The 16976-nt window shown below is 73.0% G+C and carries 17 protein-coding genes; 6 read left to right on the top strand and 11 right to left on the bottom strand.

Annotation, left to right across the window (positions count from 1 at the left end; genetic code table 11):
• Positions 1-25: 25 nt before the first annotated feature.
• From ABEA42_RS14815 to ABEA42_RS14800, 4 genes are all read right to left on the bottom strand, one after another.
• Complete coding sequence (locus ABEA42_RS14815; RefSeq protein WP_345504539.1) at positions 26-355, bottom strand: HNH endonuclease; 330 nt, start codon at positions 353-355, stop codon at positions 26-28.
• Positions 356-1092: 737 nt separating this feature from the next.
• Positions 1093-1986 (bottom strand): patatin-like phospholipase family protein, encoded by an 894-nt coding sequence (locus ABEA42_RS14810; RefSeq protein ID WP_345504538.1) that lies wholly within the window; start codon positions 1984-1986, stop codon positions 1093-1095.
• Between the two features lie 9 nt (positions 1987-1995).
• The gene (locus tag ABEA42_RS14805; protein ID WP_345504537.1) at positions 1996-2295 is read right to left on the bottom strand and encodes a hypothetical protein; all 300 of its coding nucleotides are present in this window, start codon (positions 2293-2295) and stop codon (positions 1996-1998) included.
• Positions 2288-3208 (bottom strand): slipin family protein, encoded by a 921-nt coding sequence (locus tag ABEA42_RS14800; protein ID WP_345504536.1) that lies wholly within the window; start codon positions 3206-3208, stop codon positions 2288-2290. Before ABEA42_RS14800 ends, ABEA42_RS14805 begins: the two co-directional genes overlap by 8 nt.
• Before the next feature lie 153 nt (positions 3209-3361).
• Between ABEA42_RS14800 and ABEA42_RS14795 the strand changes: the two genes are divergently transcribed.
• Positions 3362-4657, top strand: a complete 1296-nt coding sequence (locus ABEA42_RS14795; RefSeq protein ID WP_345504535.1) for an acetyl-CoA hydrolase/transferase family protein — start codon at positions 3362-3364, stop codon at positions 4655-4657.
• 34 nt (positions 4658-4691) lie between these two features.
• On the opposite strand, the gene ABEA42_RS14790 is transcribed toward ABEA42_RS14795, so the two are convergent.
• Both ABEA42_RS14790 and ABEA42_RS14785 read right to left on the bottom strand, forming a co-directional pair.
• Positions 4692-5096 (bottom strand): hypothetical protein, encoded by a 405-nt coding sequence (locus ABEA42_RS14790; protein WP_345504534.1) that lies wholly within the window; start codon positions 5094-5096, stop codon positions 4692-4694.
• Positions 5093-5530: a pyridoxamine 5'-phosphate oxidase family protein gene (locus ABEA42_RS14785; protein WP_345504533.1), complete on the bottom strand. Its 438-nt coding sequence runs from the start codon at positions 5528-5530 to the stop codon at positions 5093-5095. The genes ABEA42_RS14790 and ABEA42_RS14785 overlap by 4 nt, the downstream gene beginning before the upstream one ends.
• 174 nt (positions 5531-5704) lie before the next feature.
• On the opposite strand from ABEA42_RS14785, the gene ABEA42_RS14780 reads away from it, so the two are divergent.
• Entirely contained in the window at positions 5705-6577 is an 873-nt protein-coding gene (locus ABEA42_RS14780; RefSeq protein ID WP_345504532.1) for a universal stress protein, read from the top strand.
• Positions 6578-6636: 59 nt separating this feature from the next.
• Positions 6637-7086 (top strand): pyridoxamine 5'-phosphate oxidase family protein, encoded by a 450-nt coding sequence (locus tag ABEA42_RS14775; RefSeq protein ID WP_345504531.1) that lies wholly within the window; start codon positions 6637-6639, stop codon positions 7084-7086.
• A gap of 60 nt (positions 7087-7146) precedes the next feature.
• Here the strand turns inward: ABEA42_RS14775 and ABEA42_RS14770 are convergent, their stop codons facing one another.
• Positions 7147-7809, bottom strand: coding sequence for a response regulator transcription factor (locus ABEA42_RS14770; protein WP_345504530.1), 663 nt, complete (start codon positions 7807-7809; stop codon positions 7147-7149).
• A gap of 64 nt (positions 7810-7873) precedes the next feature.
• Complete coding sequence (locus tag ABEA42_RS14765; RefSeq protein ID WP_345504529.1) at positions 7874-9610, bottom strand: GAF domain-containing sensor histidine kinase; 1737 nt, start codon at positions 9608-9610, stop codon at positions 7874-7876.
• A 90-nt stretch (positions 9611-9700) separates the two neighbouring features.
• Between ABEA42_RS14765 and ABEA42_RS14760 the strand changes: the two genes are divergently transcribed.
• Both ABEA42_RS14760 and ABEA42_RS14755 read left to right on the top strand, forming a co-directional pair.
• Positions 9701-10195: a hypothetical protein gene (locus ABEA42_RS14760; protein WP_345504528.1), complete on the top strand. Its 495-nt coding sequence runs from the start codon at positions 9701-9703 to the stop codon at positions 10193-10195.
• Between the two features lie 129 nt (positions 10196-10324).
• Positions 10325-10921, top strand: coding sequence for a hypothetical protein (locus ABEA42_RS14755; RefSeq protein WP_345504526.1), 597 nt, complete (start codon positions 10325-10327; stop codon positions 10919-10921).
• Positions 10922-11033: 112 nt separating this feature from the next.
• Here ABEA42_RS14755 and ABEA42_RS14750 read toward each other — a convergent pair whose 3' ends face one another.
• On the bottom strand, positions 11034-11669 hold the full coding sequence (locus tag ABEA42_RS14750) for a CBS domain-containing protein (RefSeq protein ID WP_345504525.1): 636 nt from the start codon (positions 11667-11669) through the stop codon (positions 11034-11036).
• 143 nt (positions 11670-11812) lie between these two features.
• On the opposite strand from ABEA42_RS14750, the gene ABEA42_RS14745 reads away from it, so the two are divergent.
• A complete protein-coding gene (locus ABEA42_RS14745; protein WP_345504524.1) occupies positions 11813-12793 on the top strand; it encodes a universal stress protein in 981 nt (326 codons plus the stop codon).
• A 78-nt stretch (positions 12794-12871) separates the two neighbouring features.
• Here the strand turns inward: ABEA42_RS14745 and ABEA42_RS14740 are convergent, their stop codons facing one another.
• Both ABEA42_RS14740 and ABEA42_RS14735 read right to left on the bottom strand, forming a co-directional pair.
• Positions 12872-14938, bottom strand: a complete 2067-nt coding sequence (locus tag ABEA42_RS14740) for a SpoIIE family protein phosphatase (protein WP_345504522.1) — start codon at positions 14936-14938, stop codon at positions 12872-12874.
• Positions 14939-15094: 156 nt separating this feature from the next.
• On the bottom strand, positions 15095-16789 hold the full coding sequence (locus ABEA42_RS14735; RefSeq protein WP_345504521.1) for a glycoside hydrolase family 13 protein: 1695 nt from the start codon (positions 16787-16789) through the stop codon (positions 15095-15097).
• Positions 16790-16976 lie beyond the last annotated feature (187 nt).

Here is a 16976-nt window from a genome sequence, read left to right as displayed (position 1 = left end):
CGCCCGTCGGAAAACACGACGCGGCTCAGAGGGTCTTCGTTTCCTGCGCCTCCGTTGCAGCATTGGGCACCGCGTGGAACCGGACGAGGAGCGCGCTCTTGATCTCCAGGTGGCGCACCAAGAAGGCGCGCTCGTCCAGCCGCTTGCGACGCAGCCAACCCGTGACCTCGTCGTTGCACTTGCTCGAGTTGCAAGAACCACAGGCCGGAGCGACGTTGTCCAGCGTGTAGCGCCCGCCACGTGAGATGGGCAGAACGCAGTCCCGCTGAAGAGGTCTGTCGGTGGCTCCGCAGTAGGGCGCAGCCACCACCCCAAGCCGCTTGCAGGGCAATCCATTCGGCATCGCTGAGGTCATGGGTGACGCTGTCCATCCGGCGTTTGCGTCGGCGGGCGATCCTCGCCCTGCGACTTCGTTTGACCGCCATTGGCACAGCCTAGGCACCGGAGCGCTTGACGAGATCCATGTGAAGCGCCCTCGGGCCGTGTCGTCGGCGTCCACCACGTTCACGTGAGCACCGTCGCGGCATTCGGAAGGTAGGTCGCTGCTGTTCGAGGCATCGTTGGGCCGGACGGATCGCGGCATTCGTTGAACGTGACCTCTTCCAGCGGGTGCGCCTCACTGTCGAGCACATCGCGCAATCGTCGACGAGCGACTTCGTGTCCGTCCTGCAGCAGAAGATCAAGGAGGACCACACCCCGCTATCGCAGTGGCTGCCGACCTCTCATCGGCCGATCCGCGAGCGTCCGGTCATCGGCAGATCCGGTATGGGCGTCTGACCGACTGGTGACTCGTGGGCGTCAACAGGACACACCCAGTCAGAGGTAGGGCGCCCAGCCCTTGCCACCGCGGCACCGGAACCGAACCTGGCGCTCCCCGACCCGGGTAGGCCAGGGAGGTGCCGTCCATCGCGATCACCCCGACAAGGCGTGCACGGACCGACATCGGCTCCCCCTGCTGGTGACGGTGGGAGGAGCCCAGGGGTGCAGGAGCGCTCGGGGCGGGCGAACCGGACATCCCACCCGCACGCCTGCGTCCTCACGCAAGGTCCGTCACGCTGCACGCTCGGCTCACACCACCGGAGGCCGTCGACGTCAGTGCCAGAAGTCGGCGAGCCGCTCCGCGAGGCGTCGGCCCTGCTCGTGACCCCCGCGCGCGGCCTGCCGGCGCGTCGAGGGGTCCAACGCGTTGGCGTCGAACACGTGACCGGCTCCCGCGTCCGGGAAGACCGTCTCGACCCGGCTGCCCCCCGAGCGCAGCTCCTCGACCTGGGTCGCGAGGTCCATCCCCCACTCGGCCGGCATCCGCGACCTGCCGCCGAACGGTGACAGCACGACGACCCGCCCATGTCCGGCGGCGAGGTCCGCGTTCTCGCTCCGCCGGTAGCCGCCGTTGAGGTAGCGGCGCTCCCCGATGCGGTAGGGCGTCATCGCCGACGTGCTCGCGGCGACGGCGTCCACGAGGTCGACACCACTGTCGCGGTCGAACACGACCGGTTCCCCGGTGAGGGCGTCGACGGCGGTGACGAGCACGAGCCGGTCCGGCCACTGCCGGCTCGGGAGCCGGGCCGCCACCACGTCGCGCCAGCGCCGGGAGTCATCGCCGCCGGACGCGTCGCGTTCGAGCGCAGCGGCACCCATCCTGCGACGCATCTCGGGCGCGCTCGCAGCAGACCTGATGACGGCGTTCGACCACTCGAGGTAGTCCGGCCCGGAGACACCCGGGCCGCCTCGGCGGTCAGACCCGGCGCCGCGCGGTGGCGCCGGTGGCACCTCCGCGAGGATCGCGGCACACAGCTCGGCGGCCGGCACGCCGCTGGTGACCTGCGCGGCCACCGTCGCCCCGGCAGACGTGCCGATGACGACGTCACACTCGGTCAGGTCGACCCCGGCAGCGGCCAGACCCGCGACGAGCCCGAGCTCCCAGGCGTTGCCCGCCGCTCCCCCGCCGGCCAGGACGAGCGCCCGCCCCTGTGGACCGTCGATCACCCCCACCACTCAGCCGGTGGTCCGCTCGGCGGGGACCACCCGGCGGAGCAGCCGAAGGTCGTCGCGCAGCCGCGCCGGCACCGGGAGGCCGTGGTCGGTGAGGGCCTGCACGTAGTCGACCAGCGCCCCCAGGTACGCCCGCCTCGCCGCCAGCAGGGCCGGGCTGGTGTTGGGGAGGGCCCGCGCCACCAGCACGGCCTCGCGCGCGGTCGACGCCGCGTCCCGCAGCGGGACGAGGTGGCCCCGGCCCGCACCGGAGGCGACCAGGTGCAGGACGGCGGGGTCCGGGGCCGCCGGCGACTCAGACACGAGCATGTCCCGTGACGGGGGCACCGTTGGCCGCTGCCGCAGGCGTGGCCGAGAGCGCATCGGGCACCGGGCTCACCGCCGCCACGGGTACGGCGTCCGGCGCGGGCACCACCTCGGGCACCGCCGGGACGGCGCGGACCGCGGCGGCCTTCTCGCGCGCGAGGAAGCTGCCGAGCTCCTCGATGGTGCTCATGAGCGGCGCGGGGAAGACGACGGTCGTGTTCTTGTCGACGCCGATCTCCACGAGGCTCTGCAGGTTGCGCAGCTGCAGGGCCAGCGGGTGCGCCATCATCGTGTCGGAGGCGTCACCGAGGGCGGACGCCGCCAGGGACTCGCCCTCGGCGTTGATGATCTTGGCCCTCTTCTCCCGCTCGGCCTCGGCCTGGCGCGCCATGGCCCGCTTCATGCTGTCGGGCAGCTGGATGTCCTTGAGCTCCACCAGCGTCACCTCGACTCCCCACTCGACCGTGGTCACGTCGAGGATCGCACGGATGTCCATGTTGATGCGGTCCGTCTCGGAAAGAGTCTCGTCGAGCGAGTGCTGGCCGACGACCTTGCGCAGCGTGGTCTGGGCGATCTGGTCGATGGCCGCATACACGTTCTCGATCGCGACCACGGACTTCTCGGCGTCCACCACGCGGAAGTAGGCGACCGCCGACACGTCGACGCTGACGTTGTCACGGGTGATGATCCCCTGCGACTGGATCGGCATCGTCACGATCCGCAGCGACACCCGACGCAGCACGTCGACGAACGGGATGATGAACCGCAGCCCCGGCTGGCGGATGCCGATGACCCTGCCGAGGCGGAACAGGACCCCGAGCTCGTACTGCTTGACGATGCGCAGGGACAGGGCGAGGCCGATCAGGACGACGACGCCGATCACGACCAGGACGGTGTTGGTGGTGGACATGGTGGTCTCCGATGGTGGGTACTGGTGGCTCCAGCATGCGCCGGGGCCCCGCCGACGGACGGGACCTAGGGCCTGCCCGGGGCGACCTGCGCAGCGCCAGCGTGGTGCCCCGGCCACGCGACCGTGCGGGCCGCCGCGCCCCGGAGGCCAGCCATGCCCACCTCGTCCCACGCCGACGTCCGACGGCTCCTCGCCGCGGCACCCACCCCGGGGCGTCCGCTGCGGGTCGTCGCCGCCGGCAACGGAGCCGTGCCCTGGGCCCTCCTGCGCGAGCTGGACGAGGCGACCACGGGCCGCGACGTGGAGCTGTTCATGCTCAACGCGCCCCTCGGCATCCCCGACCGCGCAGGCATCGTGCCGGTCACGCCCTTCGCCGGGCCGGGCATGCGCCGGCACCCGGCCACTCGCTACCTCCCGGCCCGGCTGTCGCACGTCCCCCGCCTGCTCTCGACGACCTTCGTGCCCGACCTGGTGCTCGTGACGACCTCGCCGCCGTGGAAGGGCCGGGTGTCGCTGGGGATGGAGGTCAACATCCTGCCCGCGGCCCTCGAGTCCTGCCGGGCCCACGGGGGTCGCGTCCTCGCCGAGCAGCACGATGACGTCCCCTACACCTTCGGCGACGGCGAGGTCGTGCTCGACCAGCTCGACGCGCTGTGGGAGCCGCCGCCGGACCGCGCGGCGCCGTCGACCGCGGGCGCCGGACCGCGCGGTACGGGCGTCCCACCGGCCCCGGGACGGTCCGCCGGCGGCGACCCGATCGAGGCCATCGGGCGCCGCATCGCCGAACGGGTGCCTTCGGGCGCGACGCTGCAGATGGGTATCGGCGCCGTCCCCGACGCCGTGGTGCCGCGCCTCGCCGCGCGCAGGTCGCTGGCGGTCTGGACCGAGATGGTGTCCGACGGGGTGCTCGACCTCGCCGACGCGGGCGCCCTGGACCCGGACCGTCCCGTGGTGACGTCGTTCGCCATCGGCGGCCCCCGGCTGCGCGGCTGGCTCCACCGCAACCACGCCGTCCGCATGCTGCGCACCGAGGTCGTCAACGACCCCACCCGGATAGCAGCCAACCCCGCCATGACGAGCATCAACAGCGCCCTCACGGTCGACCTCTACGACCAGGCGAACGCCAGCCACCTCGGGTCTCGGCTCCACTCCGGCCTGGGCGGCCAGTGCGACTTCGTCACCGGGGCCATGCAGTCGGCGGGCGGCCAGTCGCTGATCGCGCTGCGCTCCTGGCACCCGAGAGCCGACGCGTCGGCGGTCGTGCCGCTGCTGGAGGGCCCGGTCACGTCGTTCCAGCACACGGCCGTGGTCACCGAGCAGGGCGTCGCGGAGATGTTCGGTGCCGACTCCGCGCGGCAGGCACGGGCACTCATCGAGCAGGCGGCACACCCCCGCGTGCGCCACGAGCTCTGGGACGAGGCGGAGGCGATGGGGCTCGCCGCCCGCTGACGCCGCCCGTTGACGGCGCCCGTTGCCCGGCCGGTCAGCCTGCCCGGTGCAGGAGGACGAGCTCGGCGTCGTCGAGCTCGGCCAGGGGGAAGGCCCTCCGGTACGCCGCCGCGACCACAGGCCACGGCTCCGCGGACCGGGGCACCACCTGTCCGGTCACGCCGTACCGCCGGCCGTCCACGAGCACGACGGCGGGGCGGGACGAGCGGAACGCCCGCCACCACCGCTTGCGCGAGGCGCCCCCGGCGGCGACCACCAGGTCGCTCCCCGTGCGGGCGTACTGCACGGGGAGCCTGACCGTCTGCCCGTCCGAGGCGGTGTACTCGAGCAGGGCCAGCCGCCCGAGGAGCTGGTGCAGCGGCGACGCCAACGACCACGAGATGAGCCGGTGGTGCCGGGGCCGGTGCGCCGGGGTGGTCTGCTGCGCCCGAGCGGTCACGGTGTCTCCACCTCGTCCGCACCCCCCGCGACGACGAAGCGCCGACCGGTCACCTCGCTGGCCTCGATGCGCAGGAAGTGGGGCTTGGAGGAGCTGTGCCAGGGGAACAGGGGCAGCTCCATCGCGTCGAGCACGTCGTCCAGCCTGGTCAGCTCCACGGCCCTGCCCTTGACCACGACGCTCCACGCGCTGCGGTGCTCGACGTCGTAGCCGTCGACCTCGAACGCCACGGGGTGCCCGGCCGCGCCCATCAGCTTTGCGCCCTTCGCGGTGCGGATGACCACGCTGCCGTGGTCGACCACGTGGTTGACGGGGAAGATGTCCGGCTGGCCGTCCAGCACGGTGGCCAGCCGCCCCACCACCGCCTCACGCACCAGGGCCCAGCACTCGTGCCGCGGCATCTCGGTCATGGGGGTCTCGGTCGTCGTCGCCATGGGTCCACGGTGCCGCGTGCTGCCCGCGGAGGGTGGGGTCCAAGGTCCCGGATCGGGCCGTGGCCACGTGGTGCGTGTCACGCACCGGCGCACCCCTCCCGCGGGACCTTCGCCCCTCCCGGAGGCACTCCCGGAGCGCGACCGTGAAGGCGACCACCACCGAGAGGACAGGCCATGACCAGGTTGGACGCACAGCCCCGCGACGCCGTCGTCGTGGGAGTCGACCGTTCCTCTGCAGCCCACCACGCACTCGACGAGGCAGTGGTCCAGGCACAGCGCATGCACCGGCCGCTGCACGTCCTGCACGCGACGGGGATCGGCATCGTGCCGTGGACGATCGAGCGCCTGGAGGCCCAGGACCGCATCACCGACGAGTTCAGCACCCGCGCCCAGGCCCTGGCCCCCGACCTCGCCGTGACCAGGGACACCGTCGTGGCCGACCCCGCGGCGGCCCTCGTCGCCGCCAGCGACACCGCGCACCTGCTCGTCCTCGACGCGGGTGGGCTCGGCCACGCAGCCGGCGTGTTCCTCGGCGCGACCACCCACAAGGTCGCGGCCCACGCCCACTGCCCCGTCCTGGTGACCCCGCACAGCGGGCAGTGGACCCGGACCGGCCCGGTCGTCGTCGGCGTGGACGCGTCCAGGGAGTCCGCTCCCGCGGTCGAGTGGGCCTTCGCCGAGGCCTCGGCGCGCGGCACGAACCTCGTCGCCGTGCACTCGTGGTGGTGGGAGGAGCCGGACCCGTTCCTGTCCGGCTACGAGTGGGAAGGCCACTGGCGTGAGGTGGTCGACTCCCAGCGGCTCGAGGTCGCGGAGATGCTCGCCGGGTGGCGCGAGAAGTACCCCGACGTCGAGGTGTCGACCACCCTCGTCCGCGCCCAGACCGTGGCGGCACTGGCCGAGGAGTCCCTCGGCGCGCAGCTGCTCGTGCTCGGCACCCGCGGACGCGGCGGCTTCACCGGACTCCTCCTGGGATCGGTGAGCACCCACCTCATCTCCCACGCCAGCTGCCCGGTCCTCGTGGTCCCCTCGCCCCGAACCACCTGACACATCCTCGCCGGCGGGCCAGCCCCGCCGACCCCACGACGAGAGCCCGGGAGGCAGCCATGACCGACACCGACAGGACCCCACCGGCGACCGAGCCGACCGACCACACCGGTATGCGGGTCCTCACCCTGCAGGACTGCCTCGCGCGGCTGGGGTCGGCGCCGGTGGGACGCGTCGCGTTCGTCCTGGACGGCGAGATCGCCGTCCTGCCGGTGAACCACACCCTCGACGGGCTCGACATCTGCTTCCGCACCGCAGGCGGCTCCAAGATCCAGGCCGCGGTCGACGGCGACCGGGTCTCCTTCCAGGTCGACGGCTTCGACCCGGCCCGGCGGTGGGGTTGGTCGGTGCTCCTCCACGGCACCGCCGGCATCGTCGACGACGACCAGCAGGTCGCGCGGCTCGTGTCCATCTCGCGCCCGCCGTGGGTCGCGATGGACGCCTCGTCGACACGGTGGGTCCGCATCTCCACCCGCGAGGTCACCGGACGCGAGACGTTCGGGTCCTGAGACGCCTGAAAGGCTCTGCGGCCGACGCCCGGAGGAAGGCGCCTGCTCTACGGCAGACGCCTACCGACGGGCGGTGCGGCCGTTCGACGCGCCCGAGGGCACGTGGGTGGCGGCGTACACGGCGGCCTGGGTGCGGCGCTCCATACCCATCTTGGCGAGCACCGAGGTGACGTAGTTCTTCACCGTCTTCTCGGCGAGCGACATCTCCTCGCCGATCTGGCGGTTGGTGAGGCCGGCCGCGATGTGCGTGAGGATGCGGCGCTCCTGCGGGCTGAGCGACCGCAGCCGGGGGTCGGCGTCACGGTCCTCGCGCCACCCCGACCTGACCCGGCGCGCGCGCTCGGGGTCCAGGAGGTTCTCGCCGCGGGCGACCCTGCGGATCGCCTCGACCAGGCCGTTGCCCTGGATGTCCTTGAGGAGGTACCCGGCCGCGCCGGCGAGGATCGCCGCGCCCAGCGCCGTGTCGTCGTCGAACGACGTGAGGATCAGGCCCGCGATCGAGGGGTCGACCGAGCGCACCTGCCGACAGGCGTCGATCCCCGACCCGTCGGGCAGGCGGGCGTCGAAGATGGCGACGTCGGGGCGCAGCGCCGGGATGCGGCGGGCGGCCTCGAGCGCCGAACCCGACTCCCCCACCACCTCGAACCCCTCGGTGCCCTCGAGCAGCTCGCGCAAGCCACGGCGGACGATCTCGTGGTCGTCGAGAAGGAAGATCGTGGTCATGGGGTGCCTCTCACGCCGTTGCCTGGGCAGGAGCGGTCGCACCCTGCGCCTCCACGGTGCCGCATCATGCGCTGCCCTCGCGGGACCATGGTCCCACTCCCCTGTGGTGCTTCGCACGGCCACCGGCCGGCACGCTCCAGCTGAGCCGGGTGCCGTGTGGCTGCACGGGTTGCGTCTCGCACGTGCCGCCCCGCGCCTTGGCGCGGCCGGCCAGGTTCGCCAGGCCACTACGCCGGTCGCTCTTCCCCAGCCCGGTGCCGTCGTCGGTGACCACGACCTCGATCCGCGGCCCGATGAAGACCTCCACCGAGACCGCGCTGGCGCACGCGTGCCGGGCCGCGTTGGACAGCCCCTCACGGATGACGGCACTCACGTCCATCTCCAGGGCCGGCCCGATACCGGTCGCCTCCCCCGTCAGCGTGAAGTGCGCAGCGAAGCCCAGGACGTCCGCGTAGCCGGCCACGAGCTCGGCCAGCCGGCCCCGCAGTCCGGCCACGGGCTGGCTCGGCGTGAGCTCGTAGATCGCCTGCCGGATGTCCTTGATCGCGAGGTCGAGCTCGCTCACCGCCTCCTCGATGCGGCTCCGGACGACCGGGTGCTGCGCCAGCCGCTCGCCGGCCTGCAACGACAGCCCCGTGGCGAACAGCCGCTGGATGACGTGGTCGTGCATGTCCCGGGCGATCCGCTCGCGGTCCTCGAACATGGCGACGGCCGCGCGGTCGTGCTGTGCGCTCGCGGCGACCAACGCCAGGCCCACGTGCTGGGCGAACTCGTCGAGGGGGCCGAGCAGCTGCGAGGCCGTGTCGGCGTCGGAGCCGTCCCAGGAGACCATGAGGAGCCCGAGGTGGGCGGTTCCCGCGGTGAGCGGGACCAGGGCGGTCGGTCCCGGGCTGTCCAGCCCCGTCATCGCGCACACGTCGTCGACGATCGCGGCCACGGCGGCCTGCTCCTCGCCTGGTATCAGCAGCAGCGCCTGGTGCACATCGCGCACCGTGTCCCAGTGCGGCCCGTCGAGCACCACGAGGCCTGCACCCTGGTGGCTCTCGGTGGAGCCGTCCCCCAGGGCAGGTCCTCCGTCGGCGCGGTGACGCGCCACGACGACCGGGGCGTCACCCTCGCGGTCCCGGGCCACCGCACACGCGCGGGCGCCCGCCACCTCGCATACCTGCTCCGCCGTCACGGCCAGCGCGTCGGCCTCGGTCTCGCTCTCCAGCAGCGCCTGGCTGACGTCGCCGACCGCCTGCGCCCACTGTCGCTGCGACCGGCTCCGCTCGTAGAGGCGGGCGTTCTCGATGGCGACGCCCGCTGCGCCTGCCAGCGCCACCAGCAGCGCTTCGTCCTGGTCGGTGAACTGCTCCGCCCCCTCCTTCTCGGACAGGTACAGGTTGCCGAAGACCTCGTCACGGACCCGGATGGGGGCGCCGATGAAGCTGGCCATCGGCGGGTGGTTGGGCGGGAAGCCGTACGAGTCGGGGTGGGTCCTGATGTCCGCGATGCGCCGCGGCATCGGGTCGCGGATGAGCAGGCCCAGGACGCCGTGGCCACGGGGCAGGTCGCCGATCCTGTCCCGCTGCTCCTCGGACACCCCGTGGGTGATGAACTCCATGAGGTGGTCGTGGTCGGCCGCGAGCACCCCCAGCGCGCCGTACCGCGCCCCGACCAGCTGGCACGCCGAGCGGACGATGCGGCGCAGCACCTCGGACAGCTCCAGCCCGGCGCCCACCGCCAGCACGGCGTCGAGCAGCCCGTCCCCCTGGACAGGGGTCCCGGGTGGTCCGCTGGGCGGCACGGGGGTGGCCATGGCCGAAGGATAGGCCCGCCCACCCCTCCTGGATCCAGACCGGGACCTTCGACCATGTCGGCACCCGCGGCCACGGCACACACTCTCGGCATGACCCTGCGCACGCCCCACACCCAGCACTCCGGTCGCGAGGTCGTGGCCGGCCTCGTCAACGACGGGTCGGCCCCCGCCGTGGCCGCCGAGGCGGTCCGCCTCGCCAACCAGCACGAGTCCTCCATCCGCTTCGTGCAGGTCGTGCCGAACGAGCTCGACTCCCTGGAGCGGGCCGACGCCGAGACCGCCACCTTCGCCGCGGGTCTGCACGCCCTCCGCCACGGGCGTCACCGCGGAGCGACGTTCGAGTCACCGGTCGGCGACCCGGGCCGGCTGCTCGTCGACCGCAGCGCCAGGGCCATCGCCCTGGTGATCGGCGAGGACCGGATGGGGGGCCCCGAGGCCGCGGCGGGCGAGGACGCCACCGTCGGCGCGTACTGCGTGGCCCACGCGCGGTGCCCCGTCCACGTCGTGGCTCGCGCCACCCGCCCCGTCGCGCGCGAGGACGGGGTCGGCTCGGCCAGCCGCCCCTCCGCCGGCGTGACCGGTTAGCGGGACCAAAGCCCATACGTGGCAGCAACTCTCGCGCCTAGCGTCGAAGTGGAGCCTCGGAGGTACGCACACCGCCGAGGAGGGGCAACCGTCCCGGCTCCCTGGCACCACACGACGAAGGAGACGACCATGACCACCACCTCGCGTCCCCGCGGTTCGGCCCATGCGGCCGCGACGACGCACCATGAACTCACCGAGACGACCGGGTCGTCGGCACTGGGTACGGTGCTCGGCATCCTGAGGCTCTCGCTCGGGTGGGTGTTCCTGTGGGCCTTCCTCGACAAGACGTTCGCCCTCGGCTTCTCCACCGGCCGCGACGCGAAGACCGGTGTCGTCGACCGCTTCGGTGACGCCGCTTGGATCCACGGCGGGTCCCCCACCAAGGGCTTCCTGACGTTCGGCACCGCCGGTCCCCTCAAGGACTTCTACGGCAGCTTCGCCGGTGCGGCGTGGGCCGACTGGCTGTTCATGATCGGCCTGCTCGGTATCGGGCTCGCCCTCATGCTGGGCATCGGCATGCGGGTCGCCGTGGTGTCCGGCGTGGCGATGCTGGTCATGATGTGGAGCGCCTACCTGGCACCCGACAACAACCCGTTCATGGACGACCACCTCATCTACGCCCTGACCCTCGTGGTCCTGCTCCTCTCCGGCGCGGGCCACCACCTCGGACTCGGCACGATGTGGAACCGCCTCGACCTCGTCCGACACCACCGCTGGCTCCGGTAGCCCGCAGACCGCCGCCCAGTACCCACGGCCCGTCCAGCCCACGCGAGGACGGGCCGAACTCCGTTGCCGGGCAACGCGTTCCGTCGCCGGGCAGGGCGGAGGTACGCGTCCCTCACGCGGTCTCGGGGGCCTGCGCGGGCGAGGGGCCTGCGGGCGAGGGGCTCGTGACGACCACGCGGCGCACCCCCGGCACGGCAGAGGCCATGCCCTCGGCGAGCTCGGCCTCGCGCCGGCCCCGTGTCCCGGACACGGTGACCTGGCCCTCGGCCACGGACACCGCCCACCGCGCGCGGCCCAGCTCGGCGAACTCGCGGGTGAGGCGCCGCCGTATGGAGCTGTCGGACGTCGTGAGCAGGCGCAGGATGTCGCTGCGGCTCACCATGCCGACCAGGCGGCCGTCGTGGGTCACCGGCACGCTCTTCCACCCGGTGTCAGCCAGCAGCTGGCCCACGTCGGCCACGTCGGCGGACTCGAGCACCGTCACCGGTTCGGGCGTCATCACCTCGTCGAGCGTGGTCGGCCAGGGCTCCTCAGGTCCGGGTACGGGGCGCAGGTGCGCACGCGGGTCGGGCGCGAGGTGCACGCGCAGGATGTCGGCCTCGCTGACGATGCCGACGACGCGGTGGTCCGCGTCGACGACGGGGAGGGCGGACACGTGGGCCCGCGCGAGGAGCTGGATACCCACCTCCATCGAGCTGCCGAGCGGCAGGCTGTGGGCGGGGACGGTCATGATCTCGCGCACCAGCATGACGGGGCTCCCGGAGTCGTCGGACGTTGCGCTGCAAGGCTCCCGCCACGGTGCGAGCCCGGACAGGGACCTAGTGCCCTGTCCCCCGGTATGGGTGTGGCCGACGGTGGAGTCAGCCGGACACCACGACCCAGGAGAACAGCATGCACACCACGGACCGTCCCATCGTCGTCGGCATCGACCTGTCCGGGACGAGCAACCTCGCCCTCGACTGGGCTGCCACCGAGGCGGGCCGGCGCGGCAAGCCGCTCGTCGTGGTCCACACCTACTCCGCCGTCGGCTACCCCGCGGTGCGCGCGGGTGTGCCCGGTGCCCCGCTGCCGCCCGACCTGGACCGCGTGTTCCGGGAGACGGCGGTCGAGGCCTGCTCGGAGGCCGCGGAGAAGGTGCGCGACACCCACCCGGGCCTGGCCGTCAGCACCGTGACCAGCACCGGCTCACCCGGCGAGGCGCTCGTCGACGCGTCGAAGGAAGCCGCCCTCGTGGTCGTGGGCGCTCGTGGTCTCGGGGCGGTCCGGGGCATGGTGCTGGGGTCGGTGTCGACCCACGTGGCCGCCCACGCCCACTGCCCGGTCGTCGTGGTCCACGAGGCACCCACCCACAGCCTCGCCGACGCCCGTGTCGTCGTCGGCGTCGACGGCACCGAGGTCTCCGCCTCGGCCATCAGGTTCGCCTTCGAGGAGGCGGACTCCCGGGGGGTCGGCCTGACCGTCGCCCACACGTGGCAGCTCGACAGCGTCGAGGGCGCGGCGGCGTCGATGGCGTGGAGCATCGACGTCGACGAGATCAACGAGGAGGAGCGGTCCGTCGTCGCCGAGGCGATCGCCGGCTTCGCCGAGCAGTACCCGTCGGTCGACGTGCGCCGCGTGGTCACCCAGGGCCACCCCGTCCACGAGCTGGCCAGGCTCAGCGAGAACGCCGCCCTGCTGGTGGTGGGCACGCGCGGACGGGGCGCGGTCGCCTCCTGGCTCGCCGGTTCCGTGTCGCAGTCCCTGGTCCGTGCCGCGCACTGCCCCGTCGCCGTGGTCCACCCCGACCCCGAGTCGGTCCACCCCGCACACGTGACCGGTGGCGAGGCCGAGGGCTTCCACCTCCCGCTCCCGCCGGTGCGCGAACGCCTCTAGCGGCGCGCGCCACCGGTGCAGCGCCCCCGCCCGTCCGGCCGAGGTGGATCGGGCGGGGGTCCGGTCAGGCCAGGTCGGTCAGGCCGGGGTCGGGCGCGTCCGGGCCGGGTGGTGGTAGGGCAGCGAGACGAGCTCGAGGACCACGGCCGGGGCGCTCCCGGGCTCGGCGATGAGGACGAGGTCCTTGCGGTTGGCCGCCAGCTGCTCACGCACCTCGAACAGCGAGCGGACACCGGCACTGGCCAGCTGCGTCACCGCGGTGAGGTCCACGGTCAGCGACCGCACTCCCCCGCGCGAGGCTCCCAGCAGCGCGGCCCGGGCGCGCTCGGCGGTGTCGAGGTCGACGATGCCGCGCAGGCTGACCACCGGGCCGTCGTCGTCCTCGCGGCCGACGACCTCGAAGTCGGTCGCGGGACGGTCGTCGTCCAGGTCGTCCACCACCAGCCCGCGCCCGGACGCCATGACGGCCTCGCGGTGCGCGTGGTGGCGCAGCACCACGGTCGTGCCACGGCTGCCCTCGGGTGACCCGGCCGACTGGGGCGGGTGGATGACCTCCGCCTCGTCGACGACCTGGGTCATGAGCAGCAGGCCGCGTCCGCCGGTGGTGGACGCGGGATCCGGTGAGCGCCAACGCCCCTCGTCCACGACGCGTACGGAGACACCGCCCGTGGGCAGCACCGCACCGGTGACGGTCAGGGGTCCCGGACGGCCCGGCGGGTAGGCGTGCTCGATGACGTTGGTGACGGCCTCGGTGACCGACAGCTCGAGGGCGAAGCGGTCGGCCGGCGAGGCGCCGAAGCCGGCCAGCCAGGCGCCGAAGGCCGCGTTGACCTGGTGCAGGCTGTCCCGCGTGGCGGTGAGCCGCAGCTCCAGGCCCGGCACGGGCTGGGCGAGCCGCTGCAGGACCAGGACGGTGACGTCGTCCTCGTGCCCGAGCCTGGTCATGAGCTCCATGGTGATCTCGGCGACGCGGTCCACGACCACGGCCGAGGCGCCCACCGGCATGGTGCGGTTGGTGACGGCGTCGGCGGCGACGTGGGCCAGCTCGGCCACCCCTTCGTCGAGGGAGTGGCCGGAACGCTCGACGAGCCCGTCGCTGTACATGAGGACGACCTCGCCGGGTCCGATCGTCGTGTGCGCGAGCTGGCGGGGGGCACCGGTGCCGAGCGGCCCGCCGGAGGCGGCGTCGAGGTGGCGCACCGAGCCGTCCTCGCCGACGACGAGCGGCGCCGGGTGTCCGCAGCGGCCGTAGACGGCCTTCCCGGTCTCGGGGTCGAGGACCACCACGGCCACCGTCGCGGCCCGCATGCTGGGGCTGTGCTCGGCATAGGCGTCGAGGCGCTCCAGCACGGTCTCGAGCTCGGTCTCGGTGCGCAGCAGCTCCTCCAGGACCGCGCGGAGCTGGCCCATGGCGGCCGAGGCCGCGACACCGTGCCCCACGACGTCACCGACGACGAGGGCGAGCTGGCCGTTGTCGAGGACGATGGCGTCGAACCAGTCGCCGCCCGCGGCCTGGTCCTGCGCGGCCACGAGGTAGCGGGCAGCCACGTGGGCGGTCGGCATGACCGGCAGGTCCATCGAGAGCAGCGCCCGCTGCAGCTCGACCACGACGTCGTGGACCGCCTCGTAGCGCTCCTGCGCGTACTCGGTGCGCAGGGCCGCCTCGTGGCGCTCGTGCACGCGGTCGGTGACGTCGGTGACGAAGCAGGTCGACCCGACGATCTGTCCTTCCGGGCCGAGCCGCGGCGAGACGGTGAAGTCGACGAAGATCTCGTGGAGGCGGTCGGTGTCGTCGCGCCTGATCTGGAAGCGCCACTCGGAGCCGACCTGGGTCTGCCCGGTCGTGTAGACCTTGTCGAGGATCTCGAAGAACTGCTGGCCCCGGACCTCGGGCATGACCTCTGACCAGGGAGAGCCGATGAAGCCCGGCCGGCCGACGTACTTGCGGTAGGCCTCGTTGGCGGCGACCGCGACGTGCTCGGGTCCCTCCCAGGCCACCACCATCACCGGCAGCTGGTCGAAGACCTCGCGCACGACCTCTGCGGCCCCGGTCGCCTGGTCGAGCGGAGGCGCCGGCTCGGTGCTCTCGGCGACGGCTGCCCTGAGGTCCTGACCTGCACCAACGGTGCCGTTCCGAGGCTTCACGGACCGAAGATACCCCGGGGTAGCGCCTCCCCGGAAACCCCCGCTGGACACGTCCCGGCAAGGTTCGGCAGAGGTGTTGCAAGGGTGCTTCAGACCTGCGTCAGAGGTGACTCAGAGGTGATGCAACGAGGCTCCGGGAAGACCCGGCGGTGACCGTCAGCCCACGCGGAGCCAGGCCGTCGCGTCCACGGGCAGGGCACCCTGCTCGAGCGGGATGCTCGACAGCAGCACCAGGTCCGGGTCCACCGCGAAGGGCGCGTCCGACAGGTTGACCACGCAGCGCAGCGCCGTACCCCGCTCGAAGTCGAGCACGCCCGCGGGAGCCTCGCGCCACGCGAGGCCGGTCTCGTGCAGGCCGGGCAGCTCACGCCGCAGCCGCAGGGCCGAGCGGTGCAGCTGCAGCATCGACCCCGGGTCGGCCGACTCCGCCTCGACGGTGAGGTCGCCCCACTCCTCCGGCTGCGGGAGCCACGGTTGCACCCCCGGCGGCGAGAACCCGAACGGCGGCTCCTGGCCGCTCCACGGCAAGGGCACCCGGCAGCCGTCGCGCCCGCGCATCTCGCCGCCACTGCGCAGGAACATCGGGTCCTGCAGCACCTCGTCGGGCAGGTCGTCGACGTTGGGCAGCCCGAGCTCCTCGCCCTGGTAGATGTAGGCGCCCCCGGGCAGCGCGAGCATGAGCATCGCGGCAGCCCTGGCACGGCGGGTCCCGAGGGCCAGGTCGGCGACCTCGCCCTCACCGTCGGTGATGAAGTAGGAGCTGGTGGTCGCCCTGCCGTAGCGGGTCACCGGACGGATCTCGTCGTGGCTCGTCAGGACCCAGGTCGACGGGATCCCCCGCGGTGTGAAGGACTCCAGCGTCGCGTCGATGACCTCGCGCAAGGGGCCGGCCTCCCACGGGCCCTTGAGGTAGGGGAAGTTGAACGCCGTGTGCATCTCGTCGGGGCGCAGGTAGTTGCTGAGCCGCTCGGCGGTGCTGACCACGGCCTCGGCGACGAAGACCCGGTCGCCGTCGTAGGTGTCGGCGATCGCCCTCCAGCGACGGAAGATGTCGTGCACGGTGTCGACGTCCCAGTGCGGGTTGTCGTCCCAGTCGACGGTGCGGAACTGCAGGACGCCGCCGTAGTCGGCGTCGGGGAGCCCCGCCTTCTTGGACATCGCCGGGGCCGCGTCGATGCGCAGGCCGTCGACCCCACGGTCGAACCAGAAGCGCAGCACCTCGTCGAAGTCCTGCAGCACCTCCTGGTTGCTCCAGTCGAGGTCGGGCTGCTCCGGGGCGAAGAGGTGCAGGTACCACTGGCCGGGTGACCCGTCCGGCTCCGTGACGCGGGTCCAGGCCGGCCCGCCGAACGCGCTGATCCAGTTGTTCGGCGGCAGCTCGCCGTCCTCGCCGCGCCCGTCCCGGAAGAAGTACCGCGCCCGCTCAGGGGCCTGCGGCCCGCCCGCCAGCGCCGCGAGGAACCAGGGGTGCTGGTCCGAGGTGTGGTTGGGCACCAGGTCGATGATGACGCGAAGGCCCAGGTCGTGGGCCTCGTGCAGCACCGCATCGGCGTCGGCGAGGGTGCCGAACATGGGGTGGATGTCACGGAAGTCGCTCACGTCGTAGCCGCCGTCGGCCATCGGGGAGGGGAACCAGGGCGAGATCCACAGGCCGTCGACCCCGAGGTCGGCGAGGTAGGGCAGCCGCTCTCGCAGGCCGGGCAGGTCTCCCTCGCCGTCGCCGTTCCCGTCGGCGAAGCTGCGCGGGTACACCTGGTACATCACGGCGCTGCGCCACCACGCGCCCTCGTGCGAGGGGCTGCCGGCGACCTCTTCGGCCGCAGGGGAACCGGACCGGGGCTCGCTGCTCATCTCTCCTCCTGCGGCTTGCGCCCGGCACCGACGCCGGGCCCGGACCCGAACCTAGTGGACGGAGCCGCCGAAATGACCGACGAAACGGTGGCGGTGCGGCAGACTGGCCCGCGTCCACGAGGGGTGATCCGAGGAGTCCGGTGCCAGCTGTGTCCTTCCCGTGCGGCCCCCTCGCCCCGAGGTCCGG

Origin of the sequence: Pedococcus ginsenosidimutans (assembly GCF_039544395.1) — a bacterium.
GTDB classification, from domain to species: Bacteria; Actinomycetota; Actinomycetes; order Actinomycetales; family Dermatophilaceae; genus Pedococcus; species Pedococcus ginsenosidimutans.
Note: the sequence above shows the minus strand (reverse complement) of the source record. Positions and strands in the feature narration are given on the sequence as shown.

Coding starts and splice junctions, on each gene's coding strand:
- ABEA42_RS14815 (WP_345504539.1), bottom strand. CDS start 355: ATGACCTCAGCGATGCCGAATGGATTGCCCTGCAAGCGGCTTGGGGTG.
- ABEA42_RS14800 (WP_345504536.1), bottom strand. CDS start 3,208: ATGTCCACCACCAACACCGTCCTGGTCGTGATCGGCGTCGTCGTCCTG.
- ABEA42_RS14795 (WP_345504535.1), top strand. CDS start 3,362: ATGCCCACCTCGTCCCACGCCGACGTCCGACGGCTCCTCGCCGCGGCA.
- ABEA42_RS14785 (WP_345504533.1), bottom strand. CDS start 5,530: ATGGCGACGACGACCGAGACCCCCATGACCGAGATGCCGCGGCACGAG.
- ABEA42_RS14780 (WP_345504532.1), top strand. CDS start 5,705: ATGACCAGGTTGGACGCACAGCCCCGCGACGCCGTCGTCGTGGGAGTC.
- ABEA42_RS14775 (WP_345504531.1), top strand. CDS start 6,637: ATGACCGACACCGACAGGACCCCACCGGCGACCGAGCCGACCGACCAC.
- ABEA42_RS14770 (WP_345504530.1), bottom strand. CDS start 7,809: ATGACCACGATCTTCCTTCTCGACGACCACGAGATCGTCCGCCGTGGC.
- ABEA42_RS14765 (WP_345504529.1), bottom strand. CDS start 9,610: ATGGCCACCCCCGTGCCGCCCAGCGGACCACCCGGGACCCCTGTCCAG.
- ABEA42_RS14760 (WP_345504528.1), top strand. CDS start 9,701: ATGACCCTGCGCACGCCCCACACCCAGCACTCCGGTCGCGAGGTCGTG.
- ABEA42_RS14755 (WP_345504526.1), top strand. CDS start 10,325: ATGACCACCACCTCGCGTCCCCGCGGTTCGGCCCATGCGGCCGCGACG.
- ABEA42_RS14750 (WP_345504525.1), bottom strand. CDS start 11,669: ATGCTGGTGCGCGAGATCATGACCGTCCCCGCCCACAGCCTGCCGCTC.
- ABEA42_RS14745 (WP_345504524.1), top strand. CDS start 11,813: ATGCACACCACGGACCGTCCCATCGTCGTCGGCATCGACCTGTCCGGG.
- ABEA42_RS14735 (WP_345504521.1), bottom strand. CDS start 16,789: ATGAGCAGCGAGCCCCGGTCCGGTTCCCCTGCGGCCGAAGAGGTCGCC.